Annotated in this window: 14 protein-coding genes; 5 read left to right on the top strand and 9 right to left on the bottom strand. The window is 38.3% G+C overall.

Features of this window, described 5'->3' with window-relative positions:
- Nucleotides 1-104: 104 nt before the first annotated feature.
- The 3 genes from EL341_RS17670 (at nt 105) to EL341_RS15660 (ending at nt 4570) form a co-directional block, all read left to right on the top strand.
- On the top strand, nt 105-1328 hold the full coding sequence (locus tag EL341_RS17670) for a VENN motif pre-toxin domain-containing protein (RefSeq protein ID WP_232036572.1): 1224 nt from the start codon (nt 105-107) through the stop codon (nt 1326-1328).
- Nucleotides 1329-1330: 2 nt separating this feature from the next.
- Nucleotides 1331-1882: an immunity 42 family protein gene (locus EL341_RS15665; RefSeq protein ID WP_074824318.1), complete on the top strand. Its 552-nt coding sequence runs from the start codon at nt 1331-1333 to the stop codon at nt 1880-1882.
- A gap of 741 nt (nt 1883-2623) precedes the next feature.
- The gene (locus tag EL341_RS15660) at nt 2624-4570 is read left to right on the top strand and encodes an autotransporter outer membrane beta-barrel domain-containing protein (RefSeq protein WP_126468142.1); all 1947 of its coding nucleotides are present in this window, start codon (nt 2624-2626) and stop codon (nt 4568-4570) included.
- Between the two features lie 92 nt (nt 4571-4662).
- Here EL341_RS15660 and EL341_RS15655 read toward each other — a convergent pair whose 3' ends face one another.
- The 3 genes from EL341_RS15655 to EL341_RS15645 all read right to left on the bottom strand — a co-directional run bounded on the left by EL341_RS15655 (nt 4663) and on the right by EL341_RS15645 (nt 8456).
- Nucleotides 4663-5832, bottom strand: coding sequence for a nucleotide sugar dehydrogenase (locus tag EL341_RS15655; protein ID WP_074824313.1), 1170 nt, complete (start codon nt 5830-5832; stop codon nt 4663-4665).
- The gene (locus tag EL341_RS15650; protein ID WP_047782171.1) at nt 5829-6977 is read right to left on the bottom strand and encodes a glycosyltransferase family 4 protein; all 1149 of its coding nucleotides are present in this window, start codon (nt 6975-6977) and stop codon (nt 5829-5831) included. Before EL341_RS15650 ends, EL341_RS15655 begins: the two co-directional genes overlap by 4 nt.
- A 114-nt stretch (nt 6978-7091) precedes the next feature.
- The gene (locus tag EL341_RS15645; protein WP_047782170.1) at nt 7092-8456 is read right to left on the bottom strand and encodes an asparagine synthase-related protein; all 1365 of its coding nucleotides are present in this window, start codon (nt 8454-8456) and stop codon (nt 7092-7094) included.
- Between the two features lie 125 nt (nt 8457-8581).
- On the opposite strand from EL341_RS15645, the gene EL341_RS15640 reads away from it, so the two are divergent.
- Entirely contained in the window at nt 8582-9808 is a 1227-nt protein-coding gene (locus tag EL341_RS15640) for an oligosaccharide flippase family protein (protein ID WP_074824310.1), read from the top strand.
- A 6-nt stretch (nt 9809-9814) separates the two neighbouring features.
- Here the strand turns inward: EL341_RS15640 and EL341_RS15635 are convergent, their stop codons facing one another.
- The 5 genes from EL341_RS15635 to EL341_RS15615 all read right to left on the bottom strand — a co-directional run bounded on the left by EL341_RS15635 (nt 9815) and on the right by EL341_RS15615 (nt 16911).
- Nucleotides 9815-10858, bottom strand: a complete 1044-nt coding sequence (locus tag EL341_RS15635) for a hypothetical protein (protein WP_047782168.1) — start codon at nt 10856-10858, stop codon at nt 9815-9817.
- A gap of 72 nt (nt 10859-10930) precedes the next feature.
- On the bottom strand, nt 10931-13072 hold the full coding sequence (locus EL341_RS15630) for a polysaccharide biosynthesis tyrosine autokinase (RefSeq protein WP_074824307.1): 2142 nt from the start codon (nt 13070-13072) through the stop codon (nt 10931-10933).
- 176 nt (nt 13073-13248) lie between these two features.
- On the bottom strand, nt 13249-14445 hold the full coding sequence (locus EL341_RS15625) for a polysaccharide export protein (RefSeq protein WP_047782166.1): 1197 nt from the start codon (nt 14443-14445) through the stop codon (nt 13249-13251).
- A 123-nt stretch (nt 14446-14568) separates the two neighbouring features.
- Nucleotides 14569-15615 (bottom strand): UDP-N-acetylglucosamine--undecaprenyl-phosphate N-acetylglucosaminephosphotransferase, encoded by a 1047-nt coding sequence (wecA, locus tag EL341_RS15620; RefSeq protein ID WP_074824306.1) that lies wholly within the window; start codon nt 15613-15615, stop codon nt 14569-14571.
- 831 nt (nt 15616-16446) lie between these two features.
- On the bottom strand, nt 16447-16911 hold the full coding sequence (locus EL341_RS15615) for a response regulator transcription factor (RefSeq protein WP_074824305.1): 465 nt from the start codon (nt 16909-16911) through the stop codon (nt 16447-16449).
- Nucleotides 16912-16940: 29 nt separating this feature from the next.
- Between EL341_RS15615 and EL341_RS15610 the strand changes: the two genes are divergently transcribed.
- Nucleotides 16941-17270, top strand: a complete 330-nt coding sequence (locus EL341_RS15610; RefSeq protein ID WP_164720472.1) for a NapC/NirT family cytochrome c — start codon at nt 16941-16943, stop codon at nt 17268-17270.
- Nucleotides 17271-17375: 105 nt separating this feature from the next.
- Here EL341_RS15610 and EL341_RS15605 read toward each other — a convergent pair whose 3' ends face one another.
- Nucleotides 17376-18554, bottom strand: a complete 1179-nt coding sequence (locus EL341_RS15605) for a fimbrial protein (protein ID WP_074824301.1) — start codon at nt 18552-18554, stop codon at nt 17376-17378.
- Nucleotides 18555-19053 lie beyond the last annotated feature (499 nt).

The following is a 19053-nucleotide window of genomic DNA, read 5'->3' as shown; positions in this document are numbered from 1 at the left end:
GAGCATTGTTACAGTTGTCTGCTCTTTAACAATATTGGGATAAAGTGTTTTAGTGGGTTGTTGAAGTGAGGAGCTTCGGTTTCGCCTCAAATAAGTATAAAGAGGTGGATAAACAGTACGGCGTGGGCAGTGAGTTTTGGACCCATGGTTCGGTGGCAACCGGATTACTGGCGGGCGTATTGGGCGGTAATGTCACCGGTGGTCTTGCCGCGGGCTCAGCGCCTTATATGGCGGCACTGGTAAAAGATGCGACCAAAGGTAATGACGCGGCGCGTATTGCGTTACATGCCATTGTTTCTGGCGCGTTGGCTTCAGCACAGGGTGCGAACCTAGGGGCAGCAGCAGCGGGTGGACTGGTTGCTGCCGCGAGTTCAGATGTGCTGGCGCAAGCGTTTTATGGAAAACCTGCCTCAGAGTTGGTCGGCGATGAGAAGACGCTGATTAGCAATCTGGTCACGATGTTGGGTTCAGCGGCAGGCGGTATGGCCGGTGGTGATGGACTGTCAATCGCCAGTGGAGGTAATGCTGCTCGGGTTGAGGTGGAGAATAATTCGCTGAGCTCCAAGAATGTCTTGGATATGCATAAGGAACTGATAAAGGCAGAGGTAAATGACGAAGATAAATTAGCTATTTATGAGAAATATGCAGAAATCAGTAAGAAAAATCGAGAAGAAGCTATCGCTGAAAGTTGTTCAGGTGATCCGTTTTGTGCCAATGCTGAGTTCGCACAGATACAAGCTGGTAATAGTATCGCTAACAGCTTGAATCGTTTACCTATATTTTCTGATTTAAGCAGTGAAGATTTAGCTCAACTCGATCGTTTTGTTTTAGCAGAGAACGAAGATAGCGCAAGAGCTATTTACCAGTCTTTGCCGAGTTATGTGAAGCTAGCACTAAACGGTAAGGAAGCGCTTGAAGAGATAGGACTGAAGGCTGTTATTAATGGTGGCTATGGTTTAGCGGCGTTGGGAGTGATTGGTAAGAATCAGTCGGCTAAAGGGAGTTCGCTGCCAACTCCAACAGCAATTCCAGCCTCCAATGGGTTAAATTATGTATCGAATCCCAAACATACTCCAGGGCAGATGGGATATCATCGTAATGCAGGAACTGAGCCTAAAGATTCTATTAAGTTATTTGGTAATTCAGTGGCTAGTGGCAAAAAGAGATATGCTTTAGATAGTGATGGTAATGTGCACCAATTTACTAATACTAATGATGGAACGTGGCATTGGTCTGGTAGTACGGGTGATAAAAGCGCAGCCGTAAGTAAGAAAGATATTCCATCAGATGTTAAAAAAATCCTTGGTTTGCCAGGGAAATGGAGATAGTTATGGTTTTTGGTGATCCTAATCATTTTGCTATTCTTATTGAATACTTACCTCAGTGGAGTGAGGTGCAAGGGAGCTTTAAGAATGGTTTATTTCATTTTTGTATAGACGGACGAATGTATCCAGATAGTGCTAGAGTGGCTACATTGGGTGGTGATATATCTTGTTTATCTAATGGAAATGCCTTGGTCTTACCTATAACAAGTGAGGATATTTTCAATATGGGAAAGAAAGAGGCGTTTTTCTTTCTGTTGGGCACAATGTTACCTGAACGAGTAGATCCGGAAATCGAAGTTTCTGATGATTTTGTTACATCTTATCAATACCAAGCATCTACATATAATTTAGAAGATGACTGTTGTTATGTTTTTGCTGTTTCTTTCAAAGATATGATTAGAATTTTAGGGGCAAAGCTTAGTACTTTGAGCGGTGATGGTGATATAGGTTACCATTGGATTGATATAAATGATCCGCATATTAGCGATGTAATCTTAAAAAAAGAGATTGTAAAAGATATCGTTGACTCCACAATAAATTTCTACTCTAGTCTTTAATAATTAGTTAACAGTATAATTATCCCAGCCAGCTTTAAACTGGGATTTTACTTTTAGTAGTCAGTGTTAAATATCTGTCTCAATCATTAACCGTCCCCGTCCACGAGTAATCGTCACCGTTGGTCGGGCGTAAGATTAGGTTATTCCAGCAAGGTCATAAAGAGAATTATGATGATGAATGATATTGATTTACCTAGTTATCTAAAATTACCTTTGCAAAGGGCTTTACTTAGGAATATAACCTCTAACATTAGATGTATTGCTGTATCCTTAGATAATAAAAGAATTCAGTTATTTTCTACTTTAATGGTGAGGTTACTGAATGTAATGAAGAAACTGCTTCGGAGGTCGAAACTGAAGTAATTGCCGATTTTGATGATTATTTTACTATCAATGTGCATATTGAACGACTTGATTATCCAGAACTAATAAAAGTTAATCACGGGTATTGCGTATATTTAAGAAAAGAATATATGTAGCTTAAAACTCTAAGCTAAAATACTGGGAGTTTTGTTTTAACCATCAAAAATTAATATCAACTTAAATAACCAACCGTCCCCATTCACTGGTCATCATCACCAGTTGACTGGCCGTAAAACCAATCTACCCCAGCCAACCACCATCACAGTAATCGGCAAACGAAGTCCGTACCTGCTGTCATCAGGCGGGTAATACCATTTATATAATGGATTAATACAATAAGATTTTTATAAAACAACAGGAGTTACAAAGGTAAACATCATGGAAAAAACATTACTTGCCTATATTATCGGCGCATCATTTTTAGGTTTTTCAGGCGGTGCAATTGCCTATACAGAAAATGTTGATGGAATTACGGTTAACAATGAGATTGTATCAATACCGGAAAACACGGCGGGGCAGGGTAATCAATCAGTATCGAACGGCGGTATTATCAATAACAATATCGTCCGTGATAATGGAACAATATTTATCCGTTATGAAGGTCGTGCCAATGACACCACCGTTGATCAAAATGGAAGACTATCGGTAGAGAATAGCGTTATTAATAACACTCAGGTTAATGCTGGTGGCTCGCTGGATATGTATTTCGACAGCCGTTCAATTGGTTATTTGAATATAGCCCAGGGGGGAAAGCTATCTATCAGTAATACCGATCACACCGCTATCGATGTCACGACTAACAACCCCGCCAAGGCAGCTAATATTACCATCGAAAACTTGAATGTTGCCGGTACGGTTTCAATCGGGCCGACATGGCTAAACGGAGAGCTGGAAGATTTTGCGCCAATGCCGTCAACGAAAGGAACGAGCCTGATAACTCAAATCAATAATCTCGTTCTTCAGGACGGATATGTTGACCTGATCGCCTATTCGCCAGCAGCACAGCCTAATCGTTTAGAGATCAATAACCTTTCAGGTCAGGGTAATTTTGCCATCACGACTCAGTTAGCGGACAAAATGGGTGACTTTATTCATATTGCCAATAAGGCAACGGGTCAGTTTGGTCTGATGGTGAATGATAGCGGTAAAGAACCACAGACGACGGCACCATTGACGGTGGTTCATGTTAATAGCGGCGATGCCAACTTTAGCCTGTTGAATGCCAATAACGTGGTCGATCTGGGTGTTTATCAGTACAAATTGTATAGCGCTAAGTCTGGTGAAAGTACCGATTGGTATTTGAATCCTGTTCCGGTAAAGCTTGAGGACTTGCAAGAAAGTGGGGATGCAAACTCCGCGGGAAATGGAAATGGAAATGGAAATGGAAATGGAAGTGGAACAGTGAATAGAACGCTGAGCTCAAGTGCAAAAGGGGTTCTTAATATGGCTGCGGCACCACGCCATATCTTATCGGCTGAGTTATCCACCCTTCGCCAACGTCAGGGTGATTTGAGCCTCGATAAAGCGGGAAATGCCGGAGTATGGGTTCGTTATACCAACGATACCAGCCGTCTTTCTGATAACAAGCATACTTCTTTCAAGAACACCTTAAACGGATTGGAAATTGGCGGTGACAAGCAGATTGATTTGAATCAGAGCAAACTGCTGGTTGGTGTTTTTACTTCCTACAGTAATTCTGACGTTAAGTTTGATAATGGCGGTAATGGTGAAATCAGAAGCTACGGTGGCGGTGCTTATCTGACCTATCTGGATATCTCCGGTTTCTATATTGATTCCGTTCTGAAAGGTAATCACTTGAGTAATGAAATCCGTACTCAAATGAGCAGTGGCAATACGGGAACCGGTAGCTATAGTCAGAATGCGATTACCGCGTCATTGGAGAGTGGTTTTAATATTCCGCTTTATCAAACTTATGCCATAGAACCTTATGCCAAAGTTCAGTATTCAAACATTGGTAGTGCGAATTACACCTTAAGTAATGGGATGAATGCGCATATTGATAATGCTGACAGCGTTCAGGGGGAACTTGGCACATTATTCAGTACCCAGTTTTCATCAGGACAAATGCTGGTTAAGCCTTACGCGAAACTGGCCGTTGCCCGTGAATTTATCAAGTCGAATAAAGTGGACATCAATGACATTGGCTTCAATAACAACTTTTCCGGTAACGTTGGGAAATACGGTTTAGGTCTTGATGCTGCTATTACCAACCATGCTTCGGTGTATGCGGAAGTGGATTATCAAAACGGTAATAAAGTTGAAACCCCAGTCAGGGTTGATGCTGGATTCAGAATTCGGTTTTGATGATTGATGGTTAACTAAATTTAGCCACTGGAACAGCGGTGAGATGTATCACCTCTGTTCCAAACACCCGCCATCAAAGCCAACTGCTTCCACTATGAGTCATGTCCAAACAGATCCCGGGTATAGACCTTATCCTGCACATCCGCCAGTTTTTCAGCCATACGATTGGAAATAATCACATCTGACAGCGCTTTAAATTCATTGAGGTCATTGACCACTTTAGAGTGGAAAAATACCGGCTCTTGCAATGTGGGTTCATAAACTACCACATTGACTCCCTTGGCTTTGATACGCTTCATAATTCCCTGAATAGAGGAAGCGCGAAAATTATCGGAACCACTTTTCATAATCAGTCGGTAGATACCTACGGTCTTAGGTTTTCGGCTGAGAATAGCATCGGCAATAAAATCTTTGCGGGTACGATTCGCTTCCACAATAGCGGAAACAATATTGTTAGGCACATCTTGATAGTTCGCCAAAAGCTGTTTGGTATCTTTCGGCAGGCAATACCCACCGTAACCAAATGACGGGTTGTTGTAGTGATTACCAATGCGTGGATCCAGACTAACGCCATTGATAATTTGGCGGGGGCATAGGTTGTGTGATTCGGCATAGCTATCCAGCTCATTAAAATAGGCTACGCGCATCGCCAGATAAGCGTTGGAGAATAGCTTAATGGCTTCGGCCTCGGTCGAGTCAGTTAACAAAACCGGGATATCCTGTTTAATGGCGCCTTGTTGCAATAAATCGGCAAACAGACGGGCTCGCTCAGACTGCTCACCAATGATAATGCGTGAAGGATGAAGATTATCGAATAATGCTTTACCTTCCCGTAAAAACTCTGGTGAGAAGATGATATTGTCGGCGTTAAGGGATTCTTTTAACTTCCGGGTATATCCGACGGGCACCGTCGACTTAATGATAATGACGCAGTGCGGATTAATGGCCAGAACGTCCTGTATTACGCTCTCAATGGATGAAGTATTAAAGTAGTTAGTTTCGGGGTTGTAATCCGTTGGGGTAGCGACGATAACAAAGTCCGCATCCTGATAGGCTTCATGCTTATCCAGCGTAGCTTTAAAATTTAGCGTCTTATTTTTTAAATAATCTTCGATAAGTTGGTCAACAATAGGTGATGTCCCGTTATTTAACAGATTGACCTTGCGGGCATCAATATCCAGAGCAACCACCTGATGGTGTTGAGACAGTAAGATCCCATTTGACAGGCCAACATAGCCGGTACCTGCGATAGCGATTTTCATTGATAGAGTTCCCTCTTGAGTAAGATTCCAATGGATTCTATATACTTTTCGATCACAATATTTTCATCGAATTCCCGCACGATTTTTTTACGGCTGTTAAGCCCCATTGCCAGCCGTTCTTTATGGGATAAGCTAATCATTCGTTCAAGAGCGTCGATTAAACTTTCAGTCGATTGAGGTTCGCACAGGAAGCCGTTATAGTCATCATCAACAGTTTCCTGACAGCCTACGTTGCGGGTTGTTATTATGGGTTTGCCCATGGCACCGGCTTCCAACAGTGATTTAGGTACCCCTTCCCGATAAAATGAAGGTAAAACGACGCAGTCAGCAATAGATAACTCCTGCTCAACGTTATCGGAAACGCCCAGATAATTAATAATGCCGTCATTGACCCAGGTTTCTATTTTTTCTTTTGCAACTGCGGCAGGATTATTGATATCGACAAAACCAAGCAATCTGAATTCACATCGATCACCATATTTTGTTTTTAACTGTCGGGCTGCCTCGACATATTGTTCAATGCCTTTATGATAGAGCATTCTGGCTACCAGAATGAATCTGACCACGCCATCATCAGGGGCTTCTTTGACTGAAAATCGCGTTAAATCAACGCCGGAACCTGGCACACGATCGGTTTTTTCAGCGTCAGGAATAATCTCTTTAAGAAATAACGTTCGGTCATCCTCATTTTGAAAAAATATCTTATCGACATCGCGTTGGCTAAATTTGTAAAGTAATGTGCAAAGTCTGGAAATAAAGCCTTTTTTTACAAAGATAATGCCTAATCCGGCAATGTTATTGATTACGCCGATATTGAATGTTTTAGCCAAAATAGAAAAGTAAATATTATTTTTTGGTGTGAAGTTTAATATTATATTAAATTGATTTCTGTAAAGAACCATCGCCATTTTTAATATGGTAATGAAGTCTTTTATTGGGTTCATGCCTCCCTGATCTATGTCTATTGGAATATATCGACATCCTAACGATGAGAGTTGTTTTGAATAATTATCTCTTGGTGCAATAGCGACAACGTTATAACCCATGTCGAGCAATGAGTTTATTGTATTCCTTCTAAAGTTATACAAATACCAACTGGTATTTGCGGTGATAGCGATAGTGTACTTTCTATTTTTCCTGAACATGATGAATCTCCCTTTTTCCATGCAAATTAATTAGGTTGATTTTGAATTTGTATAAATATTTAACAGTGAAAATAGTTCAGGTTTGAAATGGGGTATTAAGGTTTTTTTATTTTATTAAAGAGGCGATTTTGTTTTTATTGATATGTGATTTAAAGATAATTCTTTTATGCCGAGACTTCCTGTATTGAAATCGACTTGAAAAGGGCTGGTTTTACTGTCTTTAAAAAAGCCTGGCCAGTAATGCTTAGCTAGCTTAGTCATGGGGTATTTGTATATGTTATCAATGATTGATTGATTACTGGAAATATAGAAATGACGTTTAATAAAATCAGTCTCTAAAAAAGGTAGTTTAAATTGATACCCTTGTTGCTGAGATAAAATATATTTTTGCATTTCTCTGGCTGGTAATATTCTAAACATAAATATATACCGAATAACTAAATGGAAGTCTTTTAGCTCTTTTTTCAATATGTTTATTTCGCTATAGAATTGCTGGAGTATTTTATTGTTACTACTGATTTTTTTATCACTCTCCTCAACAAGAGAGTGGGCCAGTAGTTCTTCATCTGATGTTGATGAGAGGCATTTTAACACTTTAGTGATCCGGTATAATAAGCGGCCAGCTCTGGTTTTTTTATTTTCCCATATGGGTAAAATAGAGAATGGTCTGGCAATAAGGCGCACTAATTTTTTATGATATAAGTTATATAATTTATCATGAGGTAGGCCAGAGAAGAGTGAATCAGCCCCTTGCCCATCAAGAATAAAAAGACTTTTATCTAAATTGAGGTCGTTGATAATGGTCGGGATAACTAATGCGATTTTATCGGAGATCGGTTCAGATGTGATATTCAAAAATTCATTTGCCTGATTTTCCAGATCGTGTCTGACAGAAATTGTTTGAATAGGAATCTCTTTTAATTCACACATTTTCTTGGCTTTATGACTTTCCTCGGGCATGGATGACATAAAACAATTTATTGCGTTTTCGGCTTTATCCAGTTGAATAGCCATACCCAACAGAACGGATGAATCAACGCCAGCACTGAATAATACGTTGTATTTCCCTGAGTTTTTTTCTAGCGACGTAATTAAATCATCTTGAACGTTTGCTGAGTAGTTTCGCGATTCTTCCGCGGGTAGTGGTTTTTCGGGAAGAATAGTGCACGTTTCGAGTGGTTTTGATAGAGAAAATCCAGTATAGGCAGACATAAGAAAAATGTTTTTATATAGGGTGAATGGCGGAAATATAAAACCATACCTGATATAAAATTCAGCGGCATCCCGATCAATTTCTGCATCGATTTTATCTACCAGTTCGCTGACGTTTTCAGAAATAATAATGTCATTATTAAAGTAACAAAGGTATAGCCGAGTGGTTAGGCTTTCGTTAAATATAGCATCAGATTTTATGATTAATCCCATTGACCGAATAGAGGCCTCTGATGATGCTATATTTAGCGGATTTATGATGATCATAATTTTCCTTAAATTAAGATAATTTTAATGTCGGCATCTAAATTTTTCATCGCCAGAAATATTCATTACATATCAGGTGAAAAAAGTTATAATATTGATAACTTCATATTAATTTGGTTATAATTATGAGAAAGCTGTCCAAATATAAAGAAACTGTTTCTAATTTTATGGGGCTTTCCTCAATAAATATTCTCAATCTTTTAGTAACTCTAATAACTATGCCTTATCTATCAAGAGTACTGGGGCCTGAGTGTTATGGGATCTATTTTATCTATATTGCGGCATCAACATTTTCCATTATTTTAACCGATTACAGTACTAACATTACCGGTGTCAGGGATGTGGCACTTGCTCAGAATAAGTCAGACCAGCAGAAAATATATTCTTATACTCAGTCGATTAGATTTGTTTTTGGGGTTTTTTCGCTAGTGATTTTTACTGTCTACACACTCTATTCAACCAGTGATCAAACTGTCTTATTCGTGCTTTCATATTATATTATTAGTATTTTTGGCTATTATTTAACTGCGCCATGGTTTCATCAGGGAACTTCAAATATGAAATTCCTCGCGTTATCAACCTTAATTGCCAGAATAGTCCAGATATCAACGATATTTTTATTTGTAAAATCTACGGATGATTTATCTTATGCCATTATGTCTAATGCTTTAGTTTTTATTATTACTGGCATTGTTATCTCTATATATCGATATAAACGAATTGGCGTAAAAGAAAGTATTAACTTTACCCATACGTTAGGAAAGATAAAGTCCGGTTTTGATAGTTTTATTGGCGATTTTTCACCTAACCTCTACAGTAATATCCCTTTGTTGATTATTGGCGCTTTTACAACTCCTGCTATCTATGCCAGTTATTCTATTGCGATGCGGTTAGTTGGCATTGCGGGTTCTATTCAATTAATGTTATCGAAAGCGGCTTATCCAGTGATTGTTAAAGGGAAAGGAACCCTTAAGGCCTTACTGTTGATGAATGTGCTACTTTCCTTGCCGCCGATTATTGCCATTATTCTTTTTGGTGATGCTTTAGTGAATATTTTTCTTGGACCTGGCTACACCAATGCTTCTCTATACTTAACTTATCTTTCGATGGGTATTTTATTTAATGGCATATTGAGCTCTTTCTCCTATGGCTATTTTCTTGCCAGAGGTTTGGACAGGGAATTTAGAAACATATCCTTGTTTGTTTCTGTATTATCAGCAATTTTTGGCTATGTGATGATTTACTTTTTTAGCGTTGTTGGTGCAATTATCATGTTTGTGTTTGCCCGGTTTTTATTTGCCATCTGTTACTTTATTATTTATCGAAAAATTGAAAGTAAAAATATAGCTTAATTGAGGCTAATTTTTAGCGCTGCCTTGTGTGACATATTGTTTCATATAAATTAAGAATACGCACATAGGAAGGATAAATCCTGAACGATATCTCATTGCTGAACCGGCATTAAACAAACCAAAAGGATAGTGAGTTATTAGTATCATACAGGTGAAAGAAAAAAATAATGATAGCGCAAGCGTATTGACTTTTTTTCTGACTATTATGGATGTTAAGTTGTAATAGACTAATAAAATAAATAGGAAAGTGCCTTCAAAAAAGAATGGAAATAGTTTTACATTATTGATTGCTTCAACTAATGTTGGTCCGCTGAAGGCCATAGGAAGGCCAATTGGCATAAAGGTAAAAAAATCATACTCATTATGCCAAAATTCATTTTTCCGGGTTGTTCCACCATCTGATGAGAAATGTTTTGGCATGATTTGAGAGTATTCAAATATTGAATCGATATAATGCATTGATATTAAAATAACTAAGCAAAATACAACTATATTTAAACTGATTGAAAGTTCAGATTTTATTCCAATTTTGTAAAATAATATTGTTAACATGGAAAAGTAAATTGTAATAGAGTAATGGGGCTTAATAAAGGTCAATAATAGTAATGCAAAAATTTGAAAGATGGAGAAAAACTTTCTTTTATCATTGAGTTGATCTATCAGCCCGCCTACGCAAATACAAAATGAGAAGAGTACAAATATTTCTTTAGAAAATATGGACGTCCACACCCCAAAAGAGGGTAAAGCAATAAGCAATAAAACAAGGGGTAATGTCCTATGTTGAAGATTTGCTTTCTCCAGCATATAGAGAATACCGATTATAGATAATATAATCGAGAATAAAAAACTGCCGAGAGAACCCAGTGATGAACCAATAACGGACATAAGATAGGCCGTGCTGGAAAAATCACTGCGATGTAAATAATGGCCATTCAGATAATCATCGGTATCTCCCAGAGACGAAAACTGAGAAAATACAAAAACTGCTAAAAAAGAGTACACTATTTTTATCAGAATAATATAAAGTATTGTGTTCTTTGGGATGGACATTATTTAAGCTAATCTCTTTTTGTTAAAGATGATTGTTTGATAACAATCATCTTTAATATTATATCTTTAATATTAATAGATATAATATTCATAACTCCCATCGCTATAATGTTTAGCGGCCCTTTTTTGGATAGCATTCAATACGACGCCATTAATCATCGCTCCACTCTGTTCAAGACGCTTAATGGAAGATTCAATTTCGCTAATGGTATTTTTTTCAAAGCGAACAATAATAATATTCATACCAGAATATTTTCCTATTATGGTTGAATCTGTTGTGGCTAACGTTGGAGGGGGATCCATAATCACTAGATCATAGTGACTATTTGCCCATAATAGTAATTCGGCTAAATATTCATTCATTAATAGTTCTGATGGATTGTGGGGCACGGTGCCTCTGGGAAGAAAATCGAGCCCTTCTACAGGGGTGTTATATAGGCAATCAGCAATCTCTTTTCTATTTGATAGAATATCAGAGAGGCCATTTTCCGGCGTTCTGCCAAATGATTTATGCAAACTGCCTTTTCTCATATCTGCATCGATAAGCAGCACTTTTTTACCGGAATTGGCTACAACGGCAGCAAGATTGCTACTAACAAAACTCTTCCCTACACCTGGAGTTGCACCAATGACCATCAGTATCCGATTGAGTGTATTCTGTGAAGCAAAATGGAGCGCGGTTCTTAAACTACGAATGGCTTCAATAGCGGGATCGGTAGGGTGCTTTACTGCCAGTAATTTAATGTGATTTGTGTTTTTATCAGATTGAATTTCTTTGTTTTTTTTGGATTCCGCTTTAGACAAGGGAATATTAGCATAAATATTAATATTAAGGCTTTCTAGTTGTGTGGAGTCATTAATAAACCGTCTGAAGTATTCTCTACCCAATATCAAGGCAATAGATAGCAGTAGGCTCAGGGTGAACGCTAATCCAATAATGACCGGCGGATTTGGCTTTATTTTATCTGGTTGAGTAACTGCTTTATCGATGATTCTAACATTGCCAACTTTACTGGCTTTATTAATATTCAATTCTTGTTGCTTATTTAATAGTGACACATAAATTTCTTGGCCTGATTGTACATCTCTGGTCAGGCGAAGAATTTCTTGCTGGGTTTTAGGAAGGTTAGCAATTCGTTGATTAAGAATGTTTTTCTCTTGTAGTAATGCTTCCTTTTTCTCCAGCAGCGATCGATAGGCCGGGTGTTCTTTGGTATACAATTTAGATATTTCAGCTTCTTTAAAGATAGCCTCGTTGAGCTGAGATGTGATCGCAACAGTAGATTCTAACGTGGACTTTGCTTCTAAATTTAAGTCGACAGATTCATGAGTTTGTCTAAATTGGTTGAGCTTACCTTCCGCTTCTTCTAATTGTTGTTTTATCAGTGGCAGTTGCTGATTTAAAAAATCCAGGCTTTTAGCGGCTTCAGCTGATTTTCTTTCAATGTTTTGTTGCAGATAATTATTGCTGATGTTATCGAGGATTTTTCGGATTTCATGTTTATTTCTGCCTTTAAAATTAAGCTTCAATACACCACTGTCTTTTGTTGTATCAGAGACCGAAAAATTCGCCAGCAGATTATTAACAGCGGTAATTTTATCTAACCGCTTGATACGAAATTCGGTGCCAACGGCAGCATCAATATCACTAATTAGAATAGTGTATTCATTCTGTTTTTTGATGACGCCGACTTGTCCGTTTATCTCAATATTATTTGAGGTTATTTTATAGTGGTCATCGGGCAGAACAGTTAATATTAATTCCTCATCATATATAGACTCGGGTATTTCTAGTTTTGACACCACGATAGTTGTAGCTGGTTTTTTTTGTAGTAGGTTGATGACTCTGCCGATAATCGGATAGCTCTTTTCTGAAACCTGTATATCGAGATTAAGATCGTCGATGGTTTTTCCCATTACCATTCTTGATTTAAGTAATTCCATTTCCGCAGCGGATTGAGGCTTATCATCTGAGAGTATGTCAGAGAAGTTACTTAATATATTGTCCTGTGTGTTTTTTTCTATTTGAATCAGTACATCTGCTCTATAGATTGGTGTGGCAAGCAAACTATAAAATATAGCGATTGTGGTACAAAATAGAGTGATGATGAGAATGAATTTTTTATGATCAACAATGGTTCCGATAATTTTACCTAGGTGGATCTCCCCATTTTCTTTCCAATTATTATTGACGTTTTTTTGAGTGCTTACCATGCTTATTCCTTTAATCCTGACGGGTCGACCTAAACTTTATTTTTGCTAATAATTTTTATTTAGATGAATACATTTACTTATATTTATGCTGGTTTTTATTAAATTTGCAGAAACTATTTATCGATAGCAGAACGATAAATATGACCGAGACAAACTACTCGGCATTGAGTTAATCACTATTGTGGCCAATTTTTTATCCAACGGGTGGTCTCGGTTATGCTGTTAATATTGGTAATAGTTGGAGTTAGCTGACTAATAACACGATTCCAGCGAGAAACTGGAGCTGTAGTAACATAAACAATGTCATAGGGCTGTAGTTGAAATTCGGTGCCTAATACCAGTGCAGTAGCGTCCTTTGCATCAAGTTGATAAATATTGGCAAGTTTTTGATAGTGGATCTCGCTCTCGTCTTCGTCATTATCTTGAACTTGCTCAACGTTCTCTGGTTTATTACTACCTTGTAGCGAGCGGATAACAAAAATACCGCTGGCATCGCTAAGGGCTTGGTCGATGCCGTTTGCATTTCCCAAAGCTTCGGTTAATGTCATGCCACTGCGATCCATCAGTAGTGTGCTTGGTGTTTTCACTTCCCCCATAACAAAGACTTTCAGATCGTCATTGCGCGGAATATAGAGAATATCCCCATCGTGCAGTAAACGATTTTGTGTCAGATCGCCGTTTTGCATCAGCGCCTGTAGAGATACTGGATATTTTTCCCCCTGTCGGGTGAGGGTGACGTTGCGCCAATTGGCATGTTCGGTTAAACCACCCGCTTGATTTAACGCATCCATGATGGTGAGGGGAATATTGCTAATGGCCTGCTGACCGGTTTTCGATACTTCGCCAGTAACATAAATTTTTTGAGACCGAAAGGCGGCAATACTGACATCAACCTGTGGAGATTCAATAAATTGAGCTAATTTTTTGGCAATGATTGATCGTACCTGAGGCATGGTTTTGTCTTTGACATAGAGCTTTCCGATATAAGGATAAAAAATGGTGCCGTCGGAATGAACCCAATTTCCGGTATCACTGGCGCTGCGATATTGGCCGGCCGGGGTAGTTAATTCTGGATGGTCCCATACCGTTACCATCAGAATATCGCCGACACCAATGCGATATTCATAGTGTTGCAGTTCACGATCCAGATCAGGGTTAGCTTGAGCTGTAATAGGATTAACCCGCATATCCTCGATTAATTGAGGCGTAATAGGATAAACATTGACTCGGTCGTTGATATCAAACTCTGTATCGGATGATTCAATAATGGTTTTATTTGACGTGGGAAGTTGGCTACCTGGTTCAACGGTGCAGCCATTTAATAGCATCATTGTACTGATAAAAGAGCTAATTATTGTTGTTCTTATTTTCATTCCATAAATACCTGAATACACGATCAATCAACATTGGGTCTGGTAAATTTGAACGCGAAATTGATGATTTAAGTTGACGTTGGATGACATGTTGAGTGTTGAGCTAGCGAATTGAAGGTCGCACTATGCTTTTTTTAGGTTATTTTGATGTTGGCGTTGTAATTGAGTTAATACGTAGGAATAACCCATAAACAAAAATAGAAATAAAATCAGAGAAAGTGATTCTCCTACATGGATTTGTTCGAGCAAGATACCCAACCCAGCGATGAATAGCGCCAGCATGATAATGCTGGCAAGCGTTTGTCGGTCGGTTAAACCTTGTTGCATCAGAATATGGTGTAAGTGACTTCGGTCTGGTTTAAATGGACTACTACCCTGTTTGATACGACGAATCATGACCAATACCATATCCATCAGCGGTAGGGCGATGATCCACAATCCGGTGACCGGATTGATAACCGCGTTTTCTCCCTGAGTGGCTAGCAACAGTAGCCAAAGGATGGTAAACCCTATTAGCGTACTGCCCGCATCACCCATAAATACTTTCAAGCTTTTGCCAAACGGCCATCCGAGGTTAAGTATTAAATAGGGAACAACGATAGCCGTTAGGCACAAGCACCAGATCATTAAGTCCTCTTGACCACCCAGAGCGAAACAAATCGCTAATGAGATCAGGGAGACACAAGTGAGCCCGCCGAGCAGTCCATCAATTCCATCGGTCATGTTAAAAGCATTAATGGCCGCCCAAGTGGCAAATAGCGTAATCAAATAGCCAAAAGAGCCCAAAATAAGAATATTATCAGCGAGCAGATTGCCTAATGAATGCAGATAAACGCCGTCAATCATCAAAAATATAGCCGCCAGAGCCTGTGCCGCAACGCGTGGTAAGACCGGTAAATCGATATAATCGTCAAGAATACCTACGGACAAGAGTAAGAACGCACCCAATAAGTAAGCCATTATATTAGGCGTAGAGGGTGTATTTAATATAAAGAGACTAGCCAGAAAAATAGAGATGTAAATAGCGATTCCGCCAACTAATGGTATATGACCATGATGATGTTTTCTATCGTTTGGTTTATCTACCAAGCCAATATTAATCGCTATTTTTCTGGTGATTAATAATATAATTAAGCAACAAATCGATGGGAAAATTAAATATTGAAGCATAGTTTTATTTTCTCTCTGTTAATTTTAGGAACGCTACCGCCTATGGCTTACAGCTGCCATATCGCCAATGTAAAAAATAGACTGCTGTTCAGTTTTCTGTTTTTTAACTATTGGTTGAAAATAAAAGTGTGCTCCATGAATAGTGTGTAATTCATGGGGTTAACCACGGTTATGATTTTTATTTTTTTTATTTTTTAAAATGCTGGTTTTTACTATTAGCACTTTAAAATCGAGTTTATGTTTGACATGATTTATTGTCAATTGTATTAATCTTAATTTATTTTTCTTATTCATTTTGGTTCTTTTTTTATATGCAATTTTAATCATGATTAATGATTTATTTTCATAATAATTTAATCTTTAAATATTATTTAAATTTGTGTTTTGGTTGTGTTTCTTAATCTTCTCTATTTTTATTTAACTTTTACATATTAAGTGGTTATGTTTTTTTTGTTTTCTCTATCGGTTATTGGGTTAATGCTGTTACTCTGTGTTTTTCTTTGAGCGTTAAATGATTTATAGATTTTTATTTAACCGTATTGTTTTTTATAATCAATTTTTAATCAAGTAAGGTTATTTGAGAAATTTATTTGTTATAAGGATATATTTATGTTGGTGGCATATAAATGCTTTTGCCATTCAGGTGAAAACGCGATGTTTTACAATAAAAGGAAAGAAAAATAGAAAGACATCAGCAAGGCAATTCTAATAGAAATAAAATATCAATATTTTCGCATTTAGCGGATTTATCTCTGAGCCTGGCGTATTATTTTCATAGAGTAAGAAGCTAATTAATCATAACTATTATTTAAAATTTAGTCTGTTGCTTCTTTATGGTATCAGGAATAATTCATTAAACTCAGGATAACGGGATAACTGTTGCGCTAATTGCACCGGAGAATCACTATCCATCTTTTTCATCATATTATGGCGGTGAATTTCTACTGTGCGTAACGCCAGATAAAGTTTATCGCCAGTCATTTTGTTAGTGTAGCCAGCCAGAACTAAATGCAGGATCTGTTTTTCTCGTACAGTGAGTCGTGAAAATTTGGTACGTAACGTCTGATTTTTTTGTTGATACTGAGCACGGTGTTCACTGAGAGCCAAGGCATTATGGATGGTATCAATCAAGATTTTTGCTTCAACGGGTTTCTCCAGCAGGTCAAATGCGCCATTTTTAAACACCTTACTGGTTGTTGGCCTGATTAGCTGTGGCATTGCGCTGTTGACGACCGAAGTCGTAAAACTAACGGGCGGTGAGGCGTTTTGTGGTGAATGCCATGTGATGCAACCCATGGTAACAACCTAGTACCTTGAATTATCTGGTGTCTAAAGGTACACAGGGCATTAATGATGTGGTGAAGGTGGTGTTTACCGACGCTGATAAAATTGATTGGTTGTCACACAGAAAGCTTCGAGAGTCGTTTGTTTATGATTCGGGTTGTTTGGAGTGTCATAAAACGCTGTTGGATAAGGCGCAGGAAAATGGCTTTAAATCTCAGCAAATGCATCAGCATTATAAGGTACTGCAACAAACAGAGAATCCGGTTGCCTGTGTTTCTTGCCACGTGACCATCGGTCACAACGGCGAACTACGAAACGAACTAAACAAAACGCATCCGGAATACAAATATAAGAAAGAAAACGCAGAGTAAAGTTTTTAACTACGCCTGACTTGTTCAAACATCCAATAGTTTTAGGTGGGTGAGCAAGGTCAGGCTGACTTCTTTATTCATATCTAGATTCTTTACTGAGTAACCCTAATAATAATTAATGGTGTAAGCAATTGCACCATTGGCTTTGCCACCTTTAACCGTATCGCCAAAGCGATAATATCGCGCTTTTAACGGAATAATATAGTTGGCTCCGTCGACTTGAGTCAGCGGCAAGCCGGTGTTGTAACCGTTGGCTTTTCTTATATTAAGAACCGATTCATTCTTATTCCCTATTTGCAGCCCTAAGCCTTCGGCGGCATTGTCGCCACTCTCTAATTTAGCGGTAAAATCGTCGTGATAACCATTGACGCTATTGAAGATAATGGTGAGTTTATTCTTAATAAAGGCATTACTACCAATATCACCCATAATTTCGTCTTGATGAAGATTTAAGCGCGATGATTGATAGCCATGAAATGGCGGGCAGTTCTTCAGCGTAATTTGAAAGTCCTTCCATTCAGAAGCCGAACCAACTTTGCTAAAGTCAGAGAGTAAGTGCTTGCCTAAGTTCACATCAACGTCGCTAACCTGACAGGTTTTAGTGACGATGCTCACCGCACCGGAAAAACGTATGGTCCAGTAAGGGCGATAAAAAGAGAAAGGTGAGTCGACACCATTAGACAAGACAATCCAGGGAAATGAGGATGCTAACACCTGTTGTACGTCTGAGGAGACCACTGGCCCGGTTTTGATTAATTCTATCGCAATACTGTCGGTTTTTTCTGTACCTTCCCGTGCCAAAAGTCTGGTTTCAGTGACGGGAGGTTGACTCCATTTAAAGGGCATTTTGCCCGTCGACTCGGTAGATGCGTTTTTCACATAGATAACCAAGCCAACACCCGGGATATTTGTTGGGAATACACTTTTATTACCTGACTCGGTTGGCGGGCCTGATGGTGATATTAATGTCTGGCCTTGAAGATAAGGCTGTATGGTTATTGGCAATTCTCTTCTGCTCCATGAGCATTTATAGCCAATGGTATCTATCTTTGGTGTATAGGTTTGCGCATACAGTATCGAACCTATCGGTAAATCTTCCCCGGCAGTAATAACGCCTGGCCCGATAATCGGCACTGCGATATTGCGGCTATAGCTTGAATCCCATGACTCACACGCGGCAGCGTGGGCATCAAATGCCGAAAGCGTTAGAAAACTGAGTATCAGGCTAGCCAGAACGCTCTGATAGTAGCGGTATGGTAATAATAAAATATTTATCGGTTTCATTGTGATGAATCGGCTCTTAATCCATTACCCAGCTTTGCATCAGCGAATAAAGCAGAAGAGGAGGGTAAAGCTCTTCTGTTAAATTTGGAAGATAGATAACGAGATCGAATATATCGAACTATAAATTCAGAAATTAATCTGAATAATAGGTGTTTTAAATATGTTAGAGAAAATAATCACGTGCGTTGTTATTATGTGAGTAATTAAAAAATGCATTGGGTGACTATTCAATTTTTCAATCTATCACGTGGAAAAAATAATGTAAACGAAAGGAAAGTTGGGTGTCAATTATCAATATGTTGTTTTTAAATCAAGGTAACTAGATTGTATAATCGCCAAGTTTCATTTTAACTACATGATATTTATTGTTTATTTTCTAATATTATTCAAGTTGATCATTGAATAATATTTCATTTTTTTTAATTGATTTACTTTGAATAAATGAGATTTTCTATTATTGATAATTAACTCTTAGTGTTTTTTATTCTAACTGGAATAG

It is taken from the genome of Pragia fontium, assembly GCF_900638655.1.
GTDB classification, from domain to species: domain Bacteria; phylum Pseudomonadota; class Gammaproteobacteria; order Enterobacterales; family Enterobacteriaceae; genus Pragia; species Pragia fontium.
The sequence above is the reverse complement of the archived record's forward strand: the minus strand, read 5'-3'. Positions and strand labels throughout refer to the sequence as shown.